The sequence below is a fragment of the Sheuella amnicola genome (assembly GCF_010499255.1).
In the GTDB taxonomy this organism is placed as follows: Bacteria; Pseudomonadota; Gammaproteobacteria; order Burkholderiales; family Burkholderiaceae_B; genus Zwartia; species Zwartia amnicola.
The window spans coordinates 121,300-138,465 of record NZ_JAAGRN010000004.1 but is presented as its reverse complement, the minus strand read 5'-3'; the positions used below and the strand labels follow the sequence as shown (position 1 = coordinate 138,465).

General features: G+C 55.6%; 16 protein-coding genes. 10 read left to right on the top strand and 6 right to left on the bottom strand.

Features of this window, described 5'->3' with window-relative positions; all coding sequences use genetic code 11:
• Positions 1-30: 30 nt before the first annotated feature.
• On the top strand, positions 31-714 hold the full coding sequence (locus tag G3I67_RS14985) for an aminotransferase class IV (RefSeq protein ID WP_235931804.1): 684 nt from the start codon (positions 31-33) through the stop codon (positions 712-714).
• Here G3I67_RS14985 and G3I67_RS07200 read toward each other — a convergent pair.
• From G3I67_RS07200 to G3I67_RS07180, 5 genes are all read right to left on the bottom strand, one after another.
• Positions 685-1,665 (bottom strand): tripartite tricarboxylate transporter substrate binding protein, encoded by a 981-nt coding sequence (locus G3I67_RS07200; RefSeq protein ID WP_235931775.1) that lies wholly within the window; start codon positions 1,663-1,665, stop codon positions 685-687. The two genes, G3I67_RS14985 and G3I67_RS07200, sit on opposite strands and share 30 nt — an antisense overlap.
• A gap of 82 nt (positions 1,666-1,747) precedes the next feature.
• The gene (locus G3I67_RS07195) at positions 1,748-2,773 is read right to left on the bottom strand and encodes a hydroxyacid dehydrogenase (RefSeq protein ID WP_163653420.1); all 1,026 of its coding nucleotides are present in this window, start codon (positions 2,771-2,773) and stop codon (positions 1,748-1,750) included.
• Positions 2,774-2,807: 34 nt separating this feature from the next.
• Positions 2,808-3,479: an RraA family protein gene (locus G3I67_RS07190; protein ID WP_163653417.1), complete on the bottom strand. Its 672-nt coding sequence runs from the start codon at positions 3,477-3,479 to the stop codon at positions 2,808-2,810.
• Between the two features lie 62 nt (positions 3,480-3,541).
• Entirely contained in the window at positions 3,542-4,717 is a 1,176-nt protein-coding gene (locus G3I67_RS07185; protein WP_163653414.1) for an alpha-hydroxy acid oxidase, read from the bottom strand.
• Positions 4,714-5,580 carry a tRNA threonylcarbamoyladenosine dehydratase gene (locus tag G3I67_RS07180; RefSeq protein WP_163653411.1) on the bottom strand — a complete coding sequence of 289 codons (867 nt, stop codon included), beginning with the start codon at positions 5,578-5,580 and terminating at the stop codon, positions 4,714-4,716. Before G3I67_RS07180 ends, G3I67_RS07185 begins: the two co-directional genes overlap by 4 nt.
• 112 nt (positions 5,581-5,692) lie before the next feature.
• Between G3I67_RS07180 and G3I67_RS07175 the strand changes: the two genes are divergently transcribed.
• From G3I67_RS07175 to G3I67_RS07135, 9 genes are all read left to right on the top strand, one after another.
• The gene (locus G3I67_RS07175) at positions 5,693-6,916 is read left to right on the top strand and encodes an MFS transporter (protein WP_235931774.1); all 1,224 of its coding nucleotides are present in this window, start codon (positions 5,693-5,695) and stop codon (positions 6,914-6,916) included.
• A gap of 22 nt (positions 6,917-6,938) precedes the next feature.
• On the top strand, positions 6,939-7,586 hold the full coding sequence (locus G3I67_RS07170) for a gamma-glutamylcyclotransferase (RefSeq protein WP_163653408.1): 648 nt from the start codon (positions 6,939-6,941) through the stop codon (positions 7,584-7,586).
• Between the two features lie 78 nt (positions 7,587-7,664).
• The gene (locus G3I67_RS07165; protein ID WP_163653404.1) at positions 7,665-8,168 is read left to right on the top strand and encodes a flavin reductase family protein; all 504 of its coding nucleotides are present in this window, start codon (positions 7,665-7,667) and stop codon (positions 8,166-8,168) included.
• Complete coding sequence (gene lhgO, locus G3I67_RS07160) at positions 8,165-9,277, top strand: L-2-hydroxyglutarate dehydrogenase LghO (protein WP_163653401.1); 1,113 nt, start codon at positions 8,165-8,167, stop codon at positions 9,275-9,277. The genes G3I67_RS07165 and lhgO overlap by 4 nt, the downstream gene beginning before the upstream one ends.
• 39 nt (positions 9,278-9,316) lie before the next feature.
• Positions 9,317-11,011: an acyl-CoA dehydrogenase family protein gene (locus G3I67_RS07155; protein ID WP_163653399.1), complete on the top strand. Its 1,695-nt coding sequence runs from the start codon at positions 9,317-9,319 to the stop codon at positions 11,009-11,011.
• A gap of 30 nt (positions 11,012-11,041) precedes the next feature.
• On the top strand, positions 11,042-12,154 hold the full coding sequence (locus tag G3I67_RS07150) for a CaiB/BaiF CoA transferase family protein (protein WP_163653397.1): 1,113 nt from the start codon (positions 11,042-11,044) through the stop codon (positions 12,152-12,154).
• A 79-nt stretch (positions 12,155-12,233) separates the two neighbouring features.
• Positions 12,234-13,922 carry a thiamine pyrophosphate-binding protein gene (locus tag G3I67_RS07145; RefSeq protein WP_163653395.1) on the top strand — a complete coding sequence of 563 codons (1,689 nt, stop codon included), beginning with the start codon at positions 12,234-12,236 and terminating at the stop codon, positions 13,920-13,922.
• Positions 13,923-14,000: 78 nt separating this feature from the next.
• Entirely contained in the window at positions 14,001-15,194 is a 1,194-nt protein-coding gene (locus G3I67_RS07140) for an acyl-CoA dehydrogenase (protein ID WP_163653393.1), read from the top strand.
• A gap of 190 nt (positions 15,195-15,384) precedes the next feature.
• Positions 15,385-16,359: a Bug family tripartite tricarboxylate transporter substrate binding protein gene (locus G3I67_RS07135; protein ID WP_235931772.1), complete on the top strand. Its 975-nt coding sequence runs from the start codon at positions 15,385-15,387 to the stop codon at positions 16,357-16,359.
• Positions 16,360-16,385: 26 nt separating this feature from the next.
• Here the strand turns inward: G3I67_RS07135 and G3I67_RS07130 are convergent, their stop codons facing one another.
• The gene (locus G3I67_RS07130) at positions 16,386-17,150 is read right to left on the bottom strand and encodes an IclR family transcriptional regulator (protein ID WP_163653388.1); all 765 of its coding nucleotides are present in this window, start codon (positions 17,148-17,150) and stop codon (positions 16,386-16,388) included.
• Between the last annotated feature and the right edge of the window lie 16 nt (positions 17,151-17,166).

Below are 17,166 nucleotides of genomic sequence, written 5' to 3'. Positions count from 1 at the left end.
TCGAACAACCCGCCCGAGCTGATCGAAACGATGCTTGCCGATGAAAACGGCAAAATTGAAAGACTCGAAGAGCACCTGGATCGACTTGAAAAGTCGTCACGGCAACTGAATTACGCATGTCCCGAACGCTCTAAACTGAAAAACGATATTCGAGAGAATGTCCTTAAGACAATCGAGAAAGAGCCGCAACCGAAAAGCAACGACACACCGGCCATCCAATCTCAACGATACCGCGTTCGACTGTTGCTCGACCGCAGCGGACACGTATCGATCGAGTCAGCCCGTTTGGCGGATTTGACAGCGATGCCCCTGGTCTCGATCGCCACGACAAGGCTGAACAGCCATCAGGCCTTGCTGCGACATAAAACGACTTACCGCCCCTGGTATGCCGACACCACCGGATGGCTGACCAAACATCCCGAGTTCTTCGATCTGCTCTTCTTAAACGAACGAGAAGAATTGTGCGAGGGCAGTCGCTCGAATGTTTATATCGAAAAAAATGGTGAATGGATCACTCCGCCTCTTGAATGCGGCCTTTTGGGTGGAGCAGTCAGGCAACACTTGCTCGCAACCGGACAAGTCAAGCAAGGTGTATTGACCCTTGAGGATCTGCACACACCCGGCGCACGCATCAGATTATCAAATGGATTGCGCGGGTGGTTTGACGTGAGCTTTCGGGACCCCTCACTCCTTCCAGGGGACTTCCTTCCATAACTGGCGCAAATCCTTTTCCGCGCTGGCCATTTCTTTCTCATAGGCAACGGGATCCAGATAACGCATCGGAGCGAACATATCGGCCGCCTGCTTCAAAAATGCGGGATCGGCTGCAGCCTGCGCAACCGCCTTGACCAGACGTTCACGCACATCCTTAGGCAAGCCTTTGGGTGCTGCGATGCCTCTTAGCGAAGCCATTTCGATATTGAATCCCTGCTCTGCGAAAGTGGGAACGTTCGGTGCAAGTGTCGTGCGCTTCAAAGCCATTTGACCGATCATGCGCAATTGGCTTCCGCCTTTGATGTACTGCAATGCTTCGCCAACGTTGATCGCACCGACCACAAGCTGGCCCGAAGCGATCGCGCCCCTAACCTCTCCCGAACCCTTGTAGGGTACATGCGTGAGTTTCACACCGGCGGCCTTGGCGAAAATCAGCATCGCAAGATGATCATCGGATCCGACACCGGTCGATCCGACAGTGACCTTACCTGGGTTTGCTTTGGCAAACTCGACCAGATCCTTCAGGTTTTTGATCGGATCCGAAGTCTGCACCGTAAATGCACCCGGATCATCCACAAGATTGCCGATCAGATCGAAACTCTGCCATGTGTACGCCGTCTGCCGCTCGATCGGAATCGAAAGTAGATTTGGGGTATTCAGAAACCCGATGGTATAGCCGTCCGGAGCCGACTTAGCCAGTTCGGTGAAACCGATCGCGCCACCCGCGCCGGCCTTGTTCGACACGATGATGCGCGCGTTGTTACCAAGATATTTTTCGATATAAGGGGCGATCAGTCTGGCAACGAGATCGGTGCCGCCACCCGGAGCGTAGGCGATGATCATCGTGATCGGACGCTCAGGATATTCAGCGGCGCATATGCCCGTGATGCCAGAAAAAAATACTGCGAATGAAAGGAGGATGCCCTTGAACTGACGGATGAATTTTTGCATGACTGTTTGCCTCGTATATTTTTCTTCACGGCGAGGTATCTTCCCCGCCGTTGTACTGCCATGTTGCCACTACGAAAACGTATCAGCCAAATATACGTTTTTTACGCTCAAGATAGGCGGGCCACGCCTCAGGGTTTACCAGACGTGGAGGACGCTCTCCTCTGACCAGCCCTTCGATCTGGTCGGCCCCCATTACCGCGGCATTGCGCCGCGCTTCATGCGTCACGCCTGCAGTATGGTAAGTGCAGGTGACATTAGGCAACCCGAGCAAAGGATTGTCCTTGGCGGGCGGCTCGACCGACCACACATCCAGCCCGGCACCCGAGAGATGCTTGTCGCGCAGCGCTTCATAAAGCGCCTGCTCGTCGTGGATACCGCCACGAGCCGTCGAAATGAAAACCGCACCCGGCTTCATCGCACGAAACTGGGCTGCGCCAAAATAATTCAATGTCTGCGGATTGCGCGGGCAATGTATCGACACCACATCGGACTGCGCCAACAGTTGATCGTGCGACACAGGCTTCGCGCCGCGACTGATGATTTCATCTTGCGTCAGATTGGGATCGTAAGCAAGTACCTCCATTCCGAACGCCTTCGCGAGTAAAGCGGTGCGACGGCCGATATTGCCCAGACCGATAATCCCCATCGTCAATCCACGGATTTCGTTACCCATCAAATCTTCGCGCGTGGTGTAAGCATTCGCCCGCATCACGCGATCCGACTCGGCGATGCGATGCTTGACGGACAGCATCAGACCAATTGCATGCTCGGCAACAGAGTCCGCATTGCATCCGGACTGGTTGACAACCAGAACGCCATGCTTATTGCAAGCCTGCACGTCCACGGGATCAAATCCGGCTCCGGAGCTGGAAACACACAGAAGATTCGGTGATTTCGAAAGAAGCTCCTCCGTCACCCACCACTGCGACGGCACTTCATCTCGAGCGGCAAGAATATGATAGATGTGAGCATTGCTGAAAACGGCCATATTTTTTTCATCGCTGTCCTCGTGTTTGAGAACGGACAAATTAATATCCGCCGCCTTGCCGATTTGCGCATCAAATGCCGGATTCAACCAGAAGTTAAAGCGCACTACATTCGTTTTCATTTACCGAATCCCCCGTGTTTAATTGATTTTCGAATTATTTAAGAACGCCTTTGGCCTGCAGGATCTTATCCACCCACGAACGATCGAGCGTGCCCTTGGCGATCTGGGCAAGAATTTCCTTTTCCTTCTTTTCGACCGCAGCAACAAGCTTGGCGAGCTCATCGGCGATTTCGGGACGGATTGCGAGCAAGCCATCCTGATCGCCGACAATAATGTCGCCCGGATGAACAATCATGCCATCAATGCTGACCGTGACATTGATTTCGCCGGGACCTTCCTTGTATGGACCACGATGTGAAATACCGCGTGCGAACACGGGGAACTTGCCTTTGCTCAGCGCATCGACGTCGCGAATCGGGCCATCAATCACAAAACCTGCAATCTTCTTTTTCTCGGCCAATGAGGACATGATTTCGCCGATGATCGCGTTACGCTGCGCGCCGCCGGCGTCCACCACGATCACGTCCCCGGGGGCGGCCATGTTGATGGCTTTGTGCACCATCAGATTGTCGCCCGGGGCTGTTTTGACCGTCAGGGCACGGCCCAGGATTTTTCCGCCTTTGTGGAACGGACGCAAATCAACCGTGCCATTGGTGCGGTTCATCACATCGCTGATATTTGCTACGGCAAATTTCGCGAATTTTTTCAGCGTGGCGTTGCTGACGGTGTGCTTGTGCACGTTGACTTGAAAACCTAATTCAGCCATGACTGCTCCAGAAAAAAAGCCTTGATTGCCAAGGCATTAAAAATCCAATTGATTGATCATCCCTATCTTGCGACATGAACCAGACACTCGGGCGAAAGCTCGCTCACTGAGTTGACTCCCATCATCGCCATATTGCGTGAAACTTCCTGTTCAAGCAATGAAATTGCGTGGTCCACCCCTTCCGCGCCGCCAACGGCGGCAGCATAATTGAATGGACGCCCCAAAAAAACGCATCGCGCGCCCAGCGCGAGCGCTTTGAGCACATCACTGCCACGGCGCACACCACTATCGAGCATCACCGGACCTTCCTTGAAGTGCTCGAGAATGCGCGGCAAAGCCCTTAAAGGCGTAATCGCGCCGTCCAATTGTCGGCCGCCATGATTCGAAACGATCAGGCCGTCCATTCCGTATTGACGCGCCAGCTTCGCATCTTCCGGATGCAGAATGCCCTTGATCACCATCGGCCCCTTCCATTTGGCCCGAATTTCCCTGATGTGTTGCCACGACAGATGTCCACGCGAAGAAAAGTCTCGCAGTACGTTCTTGGACATGATGGGCGCGCCACGCGTGGCAAAGGAATTTTCGAAATGAGGCATGCCGTGGCACATCAATGTTTTCAAGAAAGTGCCGAACAACCAGCGTGGATGACTGATGCCATCCCAGGCTAGTCTGGCGCTTGGCCGCAATGGAGTGGAAAATCCGGTGCGCACGTTGTTTTCGCGATTTGCCGCAGCGGCGGTATCGACGGTAATCACAAGCGTCTTGAATTTAGCCGCGATCACGCGATCGATCAAAGGCATGATCTCCTCGACACGCCCAGGCAAATAGGCCTGAAACCATGTATTTGGGGCTGCCTGGGCCACCTCTTCCATCCTGATCAATGAAGATCCGCTCATGATGACAGGTATATTGGCGCGCTGACCGGCTTGGGCCAGCACCACATCGCCTCGATAGGCGGACAATGCCGTAATACCCATTGGAGCGATACCGAACGGGCTTGCGTATCGATCGCCAAACAATTCGATTTGCTGCTGACGCTTGGACACGTCCACCAGCACGCGCGGGACGAACTCATATTCCGCGAACACATTGCGATTCTCGCGCAACGTATTGCAGTCCTCGCATGCGCCCGAGACATAGCCGTAAATCGGACGAGGCAATCGCTTTTGCGCCTCGCGTTCGAAGTCCGCCAACGACAGGATTTTGGACAGGTGGCGAGAGAGTCGGGGCGTATTCATCGCGTTACTTTTTTATTGTTCAGAATAATATTGATGGCTTGAGCTGCAGCCGCAAAGCCCATTGAACCCGTGACAGTAACGCTTGAGCCATACCCGGCGCAAGAGAGGCCTTGCAAAGTCGAAGCCATTTCAGAATCCCCGGTCGTTTTTTGCAACAACCAGGCATCAGGCAATATCGTCGGCTGATCCACCCAGATGACGCTGACCCCCATTTTCGGAATGCGTTTTTTGGCTTTGCCTGCGGCGTTCGATGGCTTGGGAAAGCCATGCGACTTTCTGAGCAAATTACGCATCCTGGCCAACAGGGCGTCATGGGTGGCCTCGGACAAATCACCCGCACGCATGGAGAGTAAATCGGTCTTTCCTCCAGCTCCTCCACACACAAGCAGCGGCAGCCTGCGTGCCCTGGCATGCAACACCATCGCAATCTTGGCCGACACCTGATCTGTGCAATCAATCACGACGGCCGCGTCATCCGGTAAAACGGTAGCGACATTTTCGGGAGTCAGAAAGTCGTCGACACACTTTACATGGCACGCTGCGTTGATGCCGGCAATACGCGCGGCCATCGCGACGACTTTGGCCTGACCCAGTGTGCTGGTCAAGGCATGCACCTGCCTGTTGATGTTGGATTCGGCCACATGATCCAGATCGACCAGCGTCAGTGTGCCCACGCCGCTGCGGGCGAGCGCTTCGGCGACCCAGGACCCCACGCCGCCAATTCCGACAACAGCAACATGCGATTGCTGCAGCGCAATATTCGATGCAGGGCCATACAACCGAGTCAATCCTCCAAAGCGCCGCTCGGTTGACTCGTCAACCGGGGTCGCATCAATGGAAGTGTCGTTTGTCTGATCTTGCATGGAATATCCGATCTAATGAATGCGGCATTTTTGCACGTTATCGATCAAAAACAATGTTCGGACTCGACAAGATGCCGCGAGAAGCAGACAATTTATCCTGAATATCGTGAGCATGCCGTCCCCCCAACTTCGCCCCGCATCCAAACCATCCTTACTGGCTGGTCCGGCGATGCTTTGCCTGTTGATCATGCTCGTGCACATGGCCATATCGGGCGGGCGGATCGCAGTCTCCCTGACAGCACTACAACTGGGTCGCTCCACTTTCGAAGTCGGGATTCTGATCGCGGTATTTGCGCTGCTTCCTGCATTGCTCTCGGTTAAGGCCGGGCAATTGCTGGACAAGATCGGCCCATGGAAACCGATGCAGCTTTGCGTCATGACCGTAATCATCGGCGCGGTTCTGCCCTTGCTGTGGCAAGACCTGATCGCCCTGATTATCTCGGCTGTATGCATCGGAATCGGGCACATGGTTTTTCAGATCGCGATTCAACGACAGCTCGGCCTGGGTTCGAACGAAGAAAGGATGCGCAACTTCTCCTGGCTCTCGCTGTCGTTGGCGACATCGGGATTGATCGGCCCTCTGGTTACGGGCATTTCGATCGATCAGCTCGGCCATCGCTATGTGTTCGGACTACTCGCACTGGGCCCGATTTTTTGCCTGGCGGGCCTCTACAGAATCCGTTCCGACCTGCTGGCTTCGCACATCAAAAGCACCCAGCCCAAAGAAAAGAGCAGCGTTTTCGATCTTTTGGCGATCGCCCCGTTACGCAAAGTTTTTGCCGCCAACATGCTTTTGTCGGGGGCATGGGACACGCACATGTTTGTCGTGCCGATTTTTGGAGTCGGAATCGGCCTGTCCGCGACAACCATCGGTGTGGTGCTTTCATCGTTTGCTGCGGCAACCATCGTCGTTCGCCTGGCGCTTCCATTCATCCAACGCTATCTGAAACCCTGGCACCTGATCCATCTGGCCATGGTTATCGCAGGTTTGAACTTCCTCATCTATCCCCTCTTCTCGCAAGTCTGGATATTGATGACCATGTCTTTCATACTGGGCATCGCGCTGGGATCGACCCAACCCGGGATTCTGGCCTTATTGCAGCAACACGCTCCACCGGGGCGCGCGGGTGAAGCCTTCGGTGTGCGCATGGCACTCATCAATACGGTGCAGGTCTCATTACCCCTGACCTTCGGGGCGCTGGGCGCAATCATGGGGATCATGCCCTTGTTCTGGATGACCGCCGCGGGCCTGGGCGCCGGAAGATGGTTCACCCGTAGTGCCGGCAAAGAAGCGCCTCTTTCCAATGTAGAACTGCCTCCAGATCCTAAATCCTAAATCCCTTTCCACCACCTGCCGTATGTCATCCAAGCCCGTTTCCGCCACGCCACCCCCTGCGAACATATTCAAACGCTGGACCGAACAAGAACGACAAGTCTCGATGGAAAATGCCCTGAGTCATTGGCAAAAGGATCAGGACGTCTGGATTTTCGGATATGGGTCCTTGATCTGGCGTCCCGAGTTCGAATTCGTGGAAAGTCGCATGGCCAAGCTGGATGGCCATCATCGAGCGCTTTGCCTTTGGTCTCGCATTAACCGGGGCACCCCCGAGTTGCCGGGACTGGTATTCGGTCTCGAACAAGGTGGGCATTGCACCGGCAAAGTGTTCAGAATCGCCGCAGAACGTGTGGAGAAAACCTTCGAAGCCGTCTGGGTGAGGGAAATGTCGACAGGATCCTATCTTCCGGACTGGAAAACATGCCAGACCGAACACGGTGAAGTATCCGCGCTTGCCTTCATCATCAACCCGGAAAGCCCGGGCTATGTTCAAGAGCCACATGAAGAGGATTTAATCGAAATCATCATGCGCGCAAGCGGGATTTACGGGCCCTGCGTCGACTACGTCATGCAAACGGCAATCGCGCTGCAAGAAGTCGGGATTTGCGACGAAAGGCTCGCAAAATTATCCGATCGGCTCAGGGCACGCCTTCAGGCCGGTCGCCCTTGAATCCGGCCCAATCGGGAGATCCGGCGACACGCTACACTAGTGATCTCCCAATATAAAAACAAACAAGGAAACGAGCACTTGAGCGCAACCTCTCCAAGTTTTGATTCGCCGGAATTTCGTCGAGCCCTGGGTCGATTTGCGACCGGAGTCACCATCGTGACGTCCAGCAAAGCGGATGGATCGCCCGTTGGCTTGACCGTCAGCTCATTCAACTCTGTTTCCCTGGATCCACCATTGGTGGTCTGGAGCTTGTCTAGGGGTTCATCGTCGCTTGCGACCTTCGAACGCTGCGATCGGTATGTAATACAGGTGCTGGGCGCAGATCAGATGTTATTGGCCAACAAATTCGCGCGCGGCAGTCATGCCGAAAGATTCAATGGCGTGCCGCTCACGCAAGCCCCCAATGGCACAGCCAGGCTGGACATGCGTTGCGCCGCCTGGTTCGAATGCTTTAATCGCAGCCGGTATGACGAAGGCGATCATATCGTTTTCGTGGGCCAAGTGGAGCACTGCGCCCATACAGAGGCCCTTCCGCTTGTTTACCATGCCGGAGGCTATGATTTAACCCCGAATATGTCATGAACACAGATATAGATTGCATTGTCGTCGGCGCCGGCGTTGTCGGTCTGGCGATCGCAAGACAGCTCTCCCTGTCCGGCCGCGAGGTCATGGTTGTCGAAGCGATGGAAGGGATAGGCACCGGAACAAGCGCGCGCAACTCCGAAGTCATTCACGCTGGCATTTACTATCCGGCAGGTAGCCTGAAGGCAAAACTCTGTGTGCAAGGTCGTCACATGCTTTACGACTATTGCGCCGCGCGTGGTGTCGCCCACAAACGAATCGGCAAATTGATCGTCGCGACAACCGAACAAGAATCAGTTCACCTTGAAGGCATACGCGAAAAAGCGCGCATCAACGGCGTTGACGATCTGGAAGTGCTCACGGCTGCGCAAGCGAAATCCCTTGAGCCCGCACTCTCATGTACGTCGGCCCTGCTCTCGCCCTCGACAGGCATCATCGACAGCCACGGCCTGATGCTGGCGTATCAAGGCGATGCTGAAAACGCGGGTGCACAATGCGTATTCCACACGCCCCTACTCAGCGGAACAGTCAGAACGCACGGCGGATTCGATTTAACTTTCGGCGGTGCCGACGCCATGCAGTTGTCCTGCAATGTACTCATCAATGCATCGGGCCTGCATGCCCCCACGCTTGCTCGACGCATCGCGGGCATCCCGTCGCAAGCCATTCCGAACGAATACTTGTGCAAAGGCAGCTACTTCACGCTTCAAGGTCGTGCGCCTTTCACGAGATTGATCTACCCCATACCCCAACATGCCGGACTGGGCGTACATCTGACACTGGACCTGGGCGGACAAGCCAAGTTCGGCCCTGACACCGAATGGATCGATCATGTCGACTACGACATCGACCCGAGTCGTTGCGAGGGCTTTTATGAAGCCGTGCGCACTTACTGGCCCGGCATGCGAGATGGCACACTCTCACCGGGCTACACCGGCATTCGACCAAAGATTTCCGGGCCGCACGAACCTGCCGCGGATTTCATGATTTCAGGCCCTGCGCACCATGGCGTTCCCGGACTCGTCAATCTGTTCGGCATCGAATCCCCCGGGCTGACATCCAGCCTGGCCATCGCGCAAGAAACACTGCTGAGACTTCAGCAGGATTGATGACCCAATATTGACGACCCAATTACACCGGAGACGATCATGCAAATCAACCCTCAGGAACTTGCCGCAATCCATCCTGTCCCTGATTCGCACGGCATTAACCTGTTCAGGGCTGATGCTTGCAACGCCTTAATCGCATGCTATCTCCCCGCCGATCTGCATGCGCATCTTTTGCCGCATCTAGACAGGCTTGGCGGGCTGGCAGGCTCGCTACTGGATGATCTGGCCGGCACCGCAGATAAGAACCCCCCCACGCTGTCGGTGCGCAGTCGTGCGGGTGTCGATATTTCGAAAGTCGAAAAACACCCCTCCTACGTCGAACTGGAGCGTTATGCCTATAGCGAGTTCGGTCTGGCTGCGCTATCTCATCGCGGTGGCGTATTGGGATGGCCGAGCGCCATGCCCGCGGCGGCAAAATACGCGCTGACTTACCTGTTCGTGCAGGCCGAATTCGGTCTGTGCTGCCCGGTCAGCATGACGGATTCTTTGGCTCGCACATTGCGCAAGTTCGGCGACCCGAAACTGGTCGAGCAAGTCCTGCCCATGGTCACCACCCAGGATTTCGACGCCCTGCATCAGGGTGCCATGTTCATGACCGAACAGGCCGCCGGATCAGATGTCAGTGCGACCGAAACCCAGGCGTTCGAGCAAGCGGATGGTTCATGGACATTGCGCGGCGACAAATGGTTCTGTTCCAATCCCGATGCCGGTTTCGCAATGGTGCTTGCAAGATCCGAATCTGTTGCGGGCTTGAAGGGCATATCGCTATTCTTATTGCCACGCACTAAGCCCGATGGCACACCCAATGATTACCGCATCTTGAGACTGAAGGACAAGCTGGGCACGCGCTCGATGGCAAGTGGCGAAATCCGTCTGGAAGGGGCGTTTGCGTGGCTGGTCGGCGAAAGAGGGCAAGGCTTTAAGCACATGTCCGACATGATCAATAATTCGCGCTTATCGAACGGCGTGCGAGCCGCCGGACTGATGCGACGCGCCCTGACCGAAGCGCTTTTCATCTCGAAGAATCGTCGCGCATTCGGCAAGCGCCTGATCGATATGCCTCTGATGCAACGGCAACTGCTCAAAATGGCGGTCGCGACAGAACAAGCCCGCACCATGGTCTATCAAACGGCGCTAGCCTTGTCTGCATCGGATGCGGATGCGACCAAACGCCCCTTGATGCGAATCATGACCCCGTTGATCAAGTTTCGCGCCTGCCGCGATGCACGTAAAGTCACCGGCGATGCGATGGAAGTGCGTGGCGGATGCGGCTACATCGAAGAATTCAGCGATGCCCGTCTGTTGCGCGATGCCCATCTGGGTTCGATCTGGGAAGGAACAAGCAATATTGTGGCGCTCGATGTCATTCGCGCGATTCAAAGGGAGCATTCTTTACCGGCACTGCGCGCCCATGTCGAATGGTTGCTTGCCAACGGAACGCCCGTTGATGATTCACATCGTTCACTGCAACAGGAACGCATCGAGAAAGCATTCGCGTTTGCTGAACAGGCCGCCAACGGCAACGCCTCGGAACTGGCCCGTCAAGTCGGCACGGCGCTTTATCACGTCGTGACCATGGCCGGCATGCGCTGGGAAGCCAAGCAAGCCGGTATGCCCATGCGGGCAAGACTAGCCGATCTGGTGCTCACGCAGCGTCTAGCGACGCGCGACCCGATCGCCGATCCCGTGCTTGCGGATGCGGATCTGTGCGCCTGGTTGGCACATTCAATCTGAAAATCTTGACCCAATTACGGAACAACAAATATGTGGCAAACATCTTCTAATTCAGGCGCACTGGCCGGATGCCGTATCGTGGACTTGAGCCGGGTCCTGGGCGGGCCATTCTGCACGCAGATTCTCGGAGATCACGGAGCAGACGTCCTTAAGCTGGAACCCCCCGCCGGCGATGAAACCCGTCACTGGGGCCCTCCATTCGAGGATGGCCTGGCGTCCTACTTCATCGGCGTCAATCGCAATAAAACAGGCCTGACCATCGATCTGGCCCAAACAGCCGGCCAGGAATTTCTGCGCACGCTTCTGGCCGATGCGGATGTGCTGATCGAAAACTTCAAACCCGGCACGCTTGAAAAATGGGGACTGGGTTACGACACGCTGAAACAATCATTTCCCAAGCTGGTGCACTGTCGCATCAGCGGATTTGGTGCCGACGGCCCGCTGGGCGGCATGCCCGGCTACGATGCCTGCGCGCAAGCCATGTGCGGACTGATGAGCGTCAATGGCGAAGCCGATGGTGAGGCCACCCGCGTCGGTCTGCCTGTGGTCGACATGGTGACGGGCTTGAACGCGGCGCTGGCTATTTTGCTTGCCATGCAGGAGCGCACGCGAAGCGGTCTTGGCCAGTTTCTGGACATTACTCTTTTCGATTGCGCGATCTCGCTCTTGCATCCCCATGCGGCCAATTTTTTCGGCAACGGCAAAGTCCCCGGGCGTAGCGGCAATGCGCACCCCAATATTTCACCTTACGAGACGGTTGAAACCAAAAGCGGTCCCCTGTTTTTAGCGGTCGGCAACGACAGGCAATTTCAGACATTGCTCAAAGTTCTGGGGCACGAATCCCTTATTGGCGACACCCGTTTCGCAACCAATCAGGATCGGCTCAAAAACCGTCCCGCCTTGCATCAACTGCTCGTCGAGATGCTGAAGGATCACGATGCGGCAAATATCGCCGAAACATTGCTCAAGTCCGGCGTGCCGGCAGCACCCGTGCTTAATGTGCAGCAAATTCTCGAACACCCCCACACACGGCACCGCAACATGGTGCTCGAAAAGGGACGTTACAGAGGTCTCGCTTCACCCATCAAACTGTCCCGAACCCCGTCGACCTTGCGCAAACTCCCGCCCGGATTCAAAGAGTAGGGGAATTCCCTTAAATTAGGGATATGATTAGGGGTTATGCAAACCCTCTCACTGTCGTTAACTTTAGAGTAGCCAATCAATGAGCCAAGCACCTTCACCCAGTTCACCCCGCACCGGCGGACAGATTCTTGTTGGTCAACTCGTCAGTCATGGCGTCAAGCATGTTTTTTGCGTTCCGGGCGAAAGTTATCTGGCAGTACTGGATGCGCTGGTTGACTCAAACATCGAAGTCACGATCTGCCGTCAGGAAGGTGGTGCAGCCATGATGGCCGATGCGCACGGCAAACTCACCGGCGAACCCGGCATTTGCATGGTCACGCGCGGTCCCGGCGCATCGAACGCCTTGGCCGGCATCCATATCGCCAAACAGGATTCGACACCCCTGATCGTTTTTGTCGGTCAGATCGAGCGCGGCATGCGCGAGCGCGAAGCTTTTCAGGAAATGGACTACCGTGCGATTTTCGGACAGGCTGCCAAATGGGCAACCGAGATCGACGATGCCGCCCGCATACCCGAAATCCTGTCGCGTGCGTTCCATGTCGCCACGTCGGGTCGCCCCGGTCCCGTGGTGATTGCACTGCCCGAAGACATGCTGGTCGAGATGGCCACGGTGCCCGATGCGCCTCATTTCGCTCCGGTTGAATCCGCGCCGGCAAAAGGCCAGATGCAAGACTTGGCTGCACGTCTAGCCAAAGCCAAGGCTCCAGTCGCCATTTTGGGTGGTACCCGCTGGAGTGCGGCCGCTGTCAAGGACTTCACCGCCTTTGCCGAAAAGTTCAAGTTGCCTGTCGCGGTTTCTTTCCGTCGTCAAATGTTGTTCCCGGCCAATCATCCATGCTTTATCGGGGATGTGGGTATCGGCTTGAATCCCGCTTTGCTCAAGCGCATTGAAAACGCCGACCTGATTCTGCTCGTCGGTGGCCGCATGTCCGAAATGCCAAGCCAGGCCTACACCCTGCTCGACATTCCGGTTCCCAAACAGACACTCGTTCATGTCCATCCGGACAGCGGCGAACTCGGTCGCGTTTATCGCGCCGAACTCGCGATCAATGCCGCCCCTGATGCTTTTGCCGCCGAGCTTTCTTCGTTGCCGGCACCCGCATCGACTCCATGGGCAGCGGACACAGAGGTCATGCATAAAAGCTATCTAGCCTGGAGCGATCCCGCGCCTGTCAAGACACCCGGTGCTTTGCAAATGGGTGGCGTGATGGAATATCTTGAAGCTCACTTGCCAGGCGATGCCATCATGACCAATGGCGCGGGTAATTTCGCGACATGGCTGCACCGCTTTCATCGTTTTACGCAATATGGCACGCAGCTTGCGCCAACCTCAGGCTCGATGGGCTATGGTCTACCGGCCGCAGTAGGTGCCAAGCGCCTGTCGCCCGAGAAAATGGTGGTCTGTTTCGCAGGCGATGGTTGCTTCATGATGCACGGTCAGGAGTTCGCAACCGCTGTCCAATACAACCTGCCGATCATCGTTTTGATCATCGACAACGGCATGTATGGCACGATTCGCATGCACCAGGAAAAACATTACCCCGGACGCATTTCCGGCACGCACTTGCAAAATCCGGACTTTGCCGCGTACGCTAAAGCGTTCGGCGGATTCGGCGAACGCGTCGAGACGACGGAGCAATTCGGACCTGCATTCGAGCGTGCGGTTGCCAGCGGCAAGCCGGCTATTCTGCATTGCTTGATCGATCCCGAAGCCATCACGCCGACCACGACGATCTCGAAACTAAGGGCAGCTGCGCAACAGAAATAAGTTAGGCTTTGGATGCGCACACGCATCCGGAGCTTTGTATTGGATTTTTATATTTAAATTTTATATCTGGAGTATTCCATGGCCGCTGAAGCCTCATTCAACTGGGAAGACCCGCTGTTGCTGGACAGCCAACTGACAGAAGACGAACGCATGGTGCGCGATGCCGCGCGCAACTATTGCCAGGACAAGCTTGCTCCACGCGTACTCGAAGCCTTCCGTCACGAAAAGATGGACACCAGCATCTTCCCCGAAATGGGTGAACTGGGTTTACTGGGCGTCACGATCCCGACCGAGTACGGTGGATCGGGCCTGAACTATGTCAGCTACGGATTGATCGCGCGTGAAGTCGAACGCGTGGATTCCGGCTATCGCTCGATGATGAGCGTGCAATCTTCGCTCGTCATGGTGCCGATCAACGAATTCGGTAGCGAAGCGCAAAAACAAAAATACTTGCCCAAGCTGGCAAGCGGCGAGTGGATCGGCTGCTTCGGCCTGACCGAACCCAATCACGGATCGGACCCCGGCGGCATGGAAACGCGCGCGGTCAAAACCGCCAGCGGCTACAAACTGACCGGCAACAAAATGTGGATCACCAACTCGCCCGTCGCAACGGTTTTCGTTGTCTGGGCCAAGTGCGTTGGTGGCGATCATGACGGACGCATCAAAGGCTTCATTCTCGAAAAAGGAATGAAAGGCCTGTCAGCTCCCGCCATCCACGGCAAAGTCGGCTTGCGCGCATCGGTGACTGGCGAGATCGTCATGGATGAAGTCGAAGTCGGCGAAGAGCAAATGCTCCCCGGCGTGTCGGGACTGAAAGGTCCTTTCACCTGTTTGAATTCGGCTCGCTTCGGCATTGCCTGGGGTGCTTTGGGCGCCGCGGAATTCTGCTGGCACATGGCTCGCCAGTACACGCTGGATCGCAAGCAATTTGGCCGCCCTCTGGCAGCGAATCAGTTGATCCAGAAAAAACTGGCCGACATGCAAACCGAGATCACACTTGCATTGCAAGGCTGCCTGCGTCTCGGACGCATGAAGGACGAAGGCACCGCCGCCGTGGAAATCACCTCCATCATGAAGCGCAACTCTTGCGGCAAGTCGCTCGACATCGCCCGCATGGCTCGCGATATGCTGGGCGGCAATGGCATCTCGGACGAGTTCGGTGTTGCCCGCCATCTGGTCAACCTCGAAGTCGTGAACACCTACGAAGGTACACACGATGTGCATGCCCTGATTCTTGGTCGCGCACAGACCGGCATCCAGGCATTTAGCTGATCCCACGAGTCGCTTTAGGCAAGCAGCCGCCCGATTGCAAAATCGGGCGGTTTTTTTATTCACCGTTTCGCTCTGTGCAACGCATTGCGCATGGCGCACCCTGGTTGTGCGGCCAGTCAAGTTTGCATAGCATCCTGTGCTCATAAAACAAAAAATATCCAAGCAATCAAATATCAGGATGGGACTCACGATGTCACTCAGATTAGCGATCAGTCTTTTATTCATGGCAACGAGCATGCCGGCTTTTTCGCAAACCGCCGCGACCGGTTTTCCCGATAAGCCCATCAAAATCGTAGTCGGATTTGCAGCCGGCGGTCCGACCGACATCGTGGCGCGCAGCATTGCAGATTTTGCCGGTCGCAATCTTGGTCAACCGGTAATTGTCGAAAACAAACCCGGGGCGAATACGATCATCGCAGCTGATATCGTGGCGTCGGCACAACCGGACGGCTACACATTATTGGCCGCGGCGACTAATCACACCATGATTCCGGCACTCTATCAGGACAAGATTAAATTCAATGCGGTCAGCTCGTTCGCGCCGCTGTGCACCGTCGCAAGCAGTCCAACGGTGCTAGTTGTCGGTCCCGCTTTCAAGGTCGATACGCTCAAAGCATTTCTGGACGACGTACGAAGCAAGCCAGGGGTGCGCACTTACGCCACGCCGGGAACAGGTAGCGGCGGACACTTCGCGACAGAATCGTTTGCCCGACTCGCCAATCTCAAAATGAACCATATTCCATACAAAGGAGCCGCTCCCGCAATGAACGATTTGATGGCGGGGCAGGTCGATCTTTCATTTGCGACCTTGGCATCGGTGCTGCCGATGATCAAATCCGGAAAGCTCAAGGCCCTTGCGGTCGCTGCACCCAAACGCTCTGCGTTTCTTCCCGATGTGCCGACGTTTGAAGAATCCGGAATCAAGGGATATTCGGCAGATGCTTGGTACGGCGTCATGGCCCCCGCCGGCATACAAGACAACGTGCGATCCAAACTGCAAAATACGCTCGAACAAAACGCCAAAGATGCTAAAACAGTTGAACGCTTATCCAGCCTGGGGTTGGAACCTCAATCGATTTGCGGCAACGCTTTCGCCCAGTTGTTGAAGACCGAGGTCGAGTTCAATTTGAAATTAGCCAAAGAACTCGATCTGAAAATGGAGTGAACATCCACTTGCCAAAGCGAACTTGATCAGGGATGCCAAAACGCCGTTTTAAGATGTGCGGCCGATGGTTTATCACCCATCGCATATGACAACTGGCTTGCATGGCTCGTGACAAGCTGGGCGATCGAATCAAGTTTGGCGCGCGTTAACCGCACGGCAGGTCCGGACACGCTTAAGGCACCAAGCAATCTCCAGTTGGTGCCAAACACAGGGGCAGCGACACTCGCGATTTGGCTATCCCTCTCCCCGATCGAAATGTAAGAACCCTTTCGACGAATTTCTTCGTACACCTCGCCCGGCTCGCCGGAGAAAGCCAGCAACACCTTTCCAGGCGATCCCTTGTCCAACGGCAACGCCTCGCCGATACGTATGTGATGCCTGATCGCCTGAGGTCCTTCGACTCTCACTAGACAAGTGCGAATATTGCCCTCGCGAACAAAAAATGAAGCGCTTTCTTTTGTCTTCAATGTCAGCTCGCGCAATACAGGCTCGATCGCGTTATTCACATCGTAAGAGGCTTGATACCGCGCCCCGAGCCAGCCTGCGGCAGGCCCGAGCCTCCAGGCACCATCTTCGGGTCGCTGCACAAGGTAATTATTCAGGGCAAGCGTGCGCGCGATCCTCAACGCCGTCGTTTTATGCAACTGCGCCCGTCGACTAAGTTCGGACAGGGATATGAATGAGTCTTCGACCCGAAACGCCTCCAATAGATTGATCGCTCGCGAAACGGCGACCACGCCTTCGGACTGCGCCAGCGGCGATTGTGCTTCGGTTACCTGGTTTTTCGACATATCCTGGATTCCATCT

Bases quoted from the DNA above. Each gene is read 5' to 3' on its own strand.
- G3I67_RS14985 (WP_235931804.1), top strand. From the start codon at position 31: ATGCTTGCCGATGAAAACGGCAAAATTGAAAGACTCGAAGAGCACCTG.
- G3I67_RS07200 (WP_235931775.1), bottom strand. From the start codon at position 1,665: ATGCAAAAATTCATCCGTCAGTTCAAGGGCATCCTCCTTTCATTCGCA.
- G3I67_RS07195 (WP_163653420.1), bottom strand. From the start codon at position 2,773: ATGAAAACGAATGTAGTGCGCTTTAACTTCTGGTTGAATCCGGCATTT.
- G3I67_RS07190 (WP_163653417.1), bottom strand. From the start codon at position 3,479: ATGGCTGAATTAGGTTTTCAAGTCAACGTGCACAAGCACACCGTCAGC.
- G3I67_RS07185 (WP_163653414.1), bottom strand. From the start codon at position 4,717: ATGAATACGCCCCGACTCTCTCGCCACCTGTCCAAAATCCTGTCGTTG.
- G3I67_RS07180 (WP_163653411.1), bottom strand. From the start codon at position 5,580: ATGCAAGATCAGACAAACGACACTTCCATTGATGCGACCCCGGTTGAC.
- G3I67_RS07175 (WP_235931774.1), top strand. From the start codon at position 5,693: ATGCCGTCCCCCCAACTTCGCCCCGCATCCAAACCATCCTTACTGGCT.
- G3I67_RS07170 (WP_163653408.1), top strand. From the start codon at position 6,939: ATGTCATCCAAGCCCGTTTCCGCCACGCCACCCCCTGCGAACATATTC.
- lhgO (WP_163653401.1), top strand. From the start codon at position 8,165: ATGAACACAGATATAGATTGCATTGTCGTCGGCGCCGGCGTTGTCGGT.
- G3I67_RS07155 (WP_163653399.1), top strand. From the start codon at position 9,317: ATGCAAATCAACCCTCAGGAACTTGCCGCAATCCATCCTGTCCCTGAT.
- G3I67_RS07150 (WP_163653397.1), top strand. From the start codon at position 11,042: ATGTGGCAAACATCTTCTAATTCAGGCGCACTGGCCGGATGCCGTATC.
- G3I67_RS07145 (WP_163653395.1), top strand. From the start codon at position 12,234: ATGAGCCAAGCACCTTCACCCAGTTCACCCCGCACCGGCGGACAGATT.
- G3I67_RS07140 (WP_163653393.1), top strand. From the start codon at position 14,001: ATGGCCGCTGAAGCCTCATTCAACTGGGAAGACCCGCTGTTGCTGGAC.
- G3I67_RS07135 (WP_235931772.1), top strand. From the start codon at position 15,385: ATGTCACTCAGATTAGCGATCAGTCTTTTATTCATGGCAACGAGCATG.
- G3I67_RS07130 (WP_163653388.1), bottom strand. From the start codon at position 17,150: ATGTCGAAAAACCAGGTAACCGAAGCACAATCGCCGCTGGCGCAGTCC.